The sequence below is a fragment of the Nonomuraea corallina genome, from assembly GCF_027620315.1.
Taxonomy (GTDB): domain Bacteria; phylum Actinomycetota; class Actinomycetes; order Streptosporangiales; family Streptosporangiaceae; genus Nonomuraea; species Nonomuraea corallina.
The window spans coordinates 1-3,839 of the sequence record NZ_JAPNNL010000307.1; the positions used below are offsets into that span (position 1 = coordinate 1).

Annotated in this window: 4 protein-coding genes; 1 reads left to right on the plus strand and 3 read right to left on the minus strand. The window is 73.3% G+C overall.

What is annotated here, in order from left to right:
- The 3 genes from OUY22_RS36050 to OUY22_RS36060 form a co-directional block, all read right to left on the minus strand.
- The coding region (locus OUY22_RS36050) for a protein kinase family protein (RefSeq protein ID WP_270159804.1) at window positions 1-648 on the minus strand (648 nt) is incomplete at its 3' end.
- Between the two features lie 43 nt (window positions 649-691).
- Complete coding sequence (locus OUY22_RS36055; protein WP_270159805.1) at window positions 692-1,876, minus strand: hypothetical protein; 1,185 nt, start codon at window positions 1,874-1,876, stop codon at window positions 692-694.
- Between the two features lie 10 nt (window positions 1,877-1,886).
- Window positions 1,887-2,246 (minus strand): hypothetical protein, encoded by a 360-nt coding sequence (locus tag OUY22_RS36060; RefSeq protein WP_270159806.1) that lies wholly within the window; start codon window positions 2,244-2,246, stop codon window positions 1,887-1,889.
- 356 nt (window positions 2,247-2,602) lie between these two features.
- On the opposite strand from OUY22_RS36060, the gene OUY22_RS36065 reads away from it, so the two are divergent.
- A partial coding sequence (locus OUY22_RS36065) for a PEP/pyruvate-binding domain-containing protein (RefSeq protein WP_333486888.1) occupies window positions 2,603-3,839 on the plus strand: 1,237 nt, incomplete at its 3' end.

Sequence of the window (3,839 nt, forward strand, 5' to 3'; positions counted from 1 at the left end):
GCGCGCCTCGGCCGCGGCGTCATGGGCGTCGACGCCCGCGATCCAGGACATGAGCAGGTACGGCCGGCCCGCGTGGTCCCCCGACCCCAGCAGCCGAGGGCTGACGCGACCGCCGAGGAGACGCAGGAGGGCCGCCTCACGGTCCAGCAAGGGCCCGAAGTCGTGCTGGGCTCCCTCCCGGACGATCTTCAGGGCGGCGGGGGAGCCGTCGGCCAGGCGCGTGAGGTACACCTCCGTGTCCAGGAGGACCTGGACCGCTTCGACGATCTCCGCGTCCCCGACGACCTCACCGGGGGCGAGCGCGGACGCGATGGGCTCCACCAGCGCGGAGCCGGCCGGCAGAAGCAGCCCTTCCCGGACGAAACCGGCCAGGACGGGGAAGGCCCGCTCCAGTGTCCGGCGGGGTTCGAGGCCGGCGGCCGAGCTGAAGAGGATGACGGCGTCCACGATCGTGATCGGCTCACGGAAACGTTCGAGCAGGGAGGCGGTGTCCTCGTCGACGACGCTGGTGGTGGCGCGTGACCGCGGCCGGGTGACGCAGTAGTCCCCCGGCTGATGCTCGATCCGCCCGCGGACCTCGGGCGGCAGCCGGGCCACCGGCGACACCACCACATCGCTGGGCAGGACGAAGGGACCGAGCACTGTCATCAGGGTTCTTCCTTCTCTCATCCGGCGGCCCGCCGCCGGCTCGTCACGTGGTCGCCGCGGCCTCGCCCCACATGCCGCCGGTCGGCACCCAGGTGTCGGTGTCGACACCGGACAGGCGCAGGCGCTCCAGCGCGAACCGCCAGGGCGCCATGCCCTCGCGGTCCGTACGCTCACCACGCGCCGCCACCAGATGGGCGGCCAGCCGGCCGGCCACCCACATCCGCCAGCTCGTCGCGCGCGGGTGCTCCCGCGGCGGGTCGGCTCCCCAGGACACGAGCCCGTCGAGGGTGACCGCGGCGCTGAAGGGCACGCCGTGCGCGGCCGTCCCGTCCAGCCGCCCGGCGATCCTGGACGCGCCTTCCCGCAGGTCGTCGAGCCGGTCGAAATAGATGACGATCTTGTCAGGCCGGCAGATCCCGGCGACGTGGCGAGCCGTCTTGAACCCCGTCACCCCCGGCGCGCGGGCGAGGGAACCGGTGATCACGGCCAGCGCCGCCGGCATCGCGTCGGCCGAAGGACTGACGTACAGCTTGTACGTCGGCTCCGAGCGGCCAGGACCGGCGGTCGCGCGCCGGTCGGCGCCCGTGGACCAGTGCCGCCAGGGTGACAGGCGGGCCGCGCCGCCCGTCGTCTCCGCCCAGCCGCCGTCGCGGGCCAGGGCGGTCAACCCGCCGCCGGTCCCTCCGAGATACTCGTCGACGGCCCGCTCGTCGGGCATCCGGCGCCGGAGCTCCGGAGAGACGGGCTGGTGCCCGTAGCCGTAGATCCGGCCCGCCAGCTCCGGCGCAGGCAGGGGCGTCAGAGCCTGGCCGTAGCGCAGCGCCGCGACGGACAACTCGGCGATCCTGCCCTGACCGGCCCGCGAACGCGCCGGCAGCACCACGTGCGCGGCCGCGCGCCCGCACCGGAAGCCGTCGTCGGTCAGGACCTCCAGCACGCCGTCGGCGACCAGCCGGGCGAGCGCCCGCCCGCCGTCCTCGGCCAGCGCCCTGCGGGCGAACACGGGAACGCGACCCGGCTCGGCGAGCGTGAGGAACAGCAGCGCCGTCTCCGGCGAGCACGAGCGCGGCGCGAGCCCGGAGCCACGGCGAGGCCGCAGCACGCCGTAGACGTCTTCACCGGCGTCACCGGCGTCCGGCTCCGCGAGGCGGTCGGCCGGCACCAGCTCGTACCGGGGGTTGGCGCGGAAGGTCAGCCGCTCGATCAGACCGGTCACTGCGCTGTCCACGACGCCGCCGCTACTCGCCGCCGCCCTGCTCCCGCGCGCTGCGATCGGTCAGCGCCCGCTCCGCCTCGGCGATGTCGTCCAGGTGCTCCCGCAGCTGCTTCTTGGCCGCCTCCGCGGCGAGGTCCACTTCCGCCAGGCGATGTTCGAGCTGCTTCTTCAGCAGCGGCAGCGCGTCCGGGCTCACCAGGTACGCCTGCTCCCGGGTGAGGACGACGGAGCAGTGGCAGTAGTCCAGGTTCGTGAGGTAGCAGGTGCAGAGGTAGGTGCCTTCCCTGGCGAGCTGCGGCGCCTCCTCGTCCGCGAGGTCGATGAGGCTGCCCTCGGCGGTGCAGGGAAGCTGGACGCGCAGTTTGCTGGCCCGGAAAGACATGGAGACCGTCCTCGATACTCGACCGGTGGCCCGGAGGTTATTCCCCGGGTGCTGGCCCGGCCCTGACGGCGCGCGTTTCTTTGCCTGATCAGGCCCGGCCCGGCCATCCGATCGCCGAGGGTTTCCCGGAGAGATTCCGAGGCCGGGGATTACGCGTCATCCAGGCGGCTGACCTGCCGCAAGAGGCTGGGCGCTGGAGCGCGCCGATCAGGAGAGCGGCGGAAGGCACTGATCCCGTTCCGCCACTTTCACCTTATATCAGATCCGCGCCCCTCATGAGGCGCGAAGAAGTGCCCCATACTTGCCCGTTGCGAACCGGTCCCGGCGAACGATGGGAGCAACGGACCTTGGGTTACGTGCTGGATTTCGAGCGGATCGACTCGACGAGCGTCGCGGACGTCGGCGGCAAGGGGGCGCACCTGGGCGAGCTCTCGCGCATCGACGACCTCCGCGTGCCCGACGGCTTCTGCGTCACGACGGACGCCTTCCAGCGGGTCGTGGCCGCGGAGCCGTCCTTCGGCGCCCGGCTGGACCTGCTGGCGCGGGCGGAGCCGGACGACCACGCGGCGATCCGCACCCTGAGCGCCGACGTCCGCCGCGTCGTCGAAGGGCTCGAGATGCCGGCCGACCTCGTGGCGGAGATCGGCGCGTCGCTCGCCCGGCTCGGGGAGCGGGCTCCCTGCGCGGTGCGGTCGAGCGCGACGGCCGAGGACCTGCCGACCGCGTCCTTCGCCGGCCAGCAGGACTCGTACCTGAACGTCGTGGGCCTGGAGGAGGTCCTGCGGCACGTCCGGCGGTGCTGGGCCTCGCTGTTCACCGAGCGGGCCGTGACCTACCGGCGCCGGAACGGCTTCGGCGACCGGGAGGCGCGGATGGCCGTGGTCGTCCAGCGGATGGTGTTCCCGGACGCGGCCGGGGTCCTGTTCACCGCGGACCCCGTGACCTCCAACCGGAAGGCGGCCACCGTGGAGGCCTGCTGGGGACTCGGCGAGGCGCTCGTCTCCGGCCTGGTCCCCGGCGACGTCCACACGGTGCGCGCCGACGGGGTCGTCACCACGACGGTCGCCGTCAAGTCCCGGCTCGTCCAGGCGTCGCCGGAGGGCGGCACCCGGGAGGTGCCGGTCGACCCGCGGCGGCAGAGCCTGCCGGTTCTCACCGACGCCCAGGTCCTGCGCCTGGTGCGGCTGGGCCGGCGGATCGAGGCGCACTTCGGCCGGCCCCAGGACATCGAGTGGTGCCTGACCGGCGACGACTTCCACATCGTGCAGAGCCGGCCGATCACCACGCTGTTCCCCGTCCCCGAGGCCGGTGACCGGGACGACCACGTCTACGTCTCCGTCGGTCACCAGCAGATGATGACCGACGCGATGAAGCCGCTGGGACTGTCGGTGTGGCAGCTCACCACCCCGCGCCCGATGTTCGAGGCGGGCGGACGGCTGTTCGTCGACGTCGCCCCCGAGCTGGCGACCTCCGAGGGTCGCGCGCGCATCCTCGGGACCTTCGGCAAGGCCGACCCGCTCGTCACGGACGCGCTGCGAAGCGTGCTGGAACGCGGCGACTTCCTTTCCGAGCGCGCGGACGACGAGCGCGCGG

Bases quoted from the DNA above. Each gene is read 5' to 3' on its own strand.
- OUY22_RS36060 (WP_270159806.1), bottom strand. From the start codon at position 2,246: ATGTCTTTCCGGGCCAGCAAACTGCGCGTCCAGCTTCCCTGCACCGCC.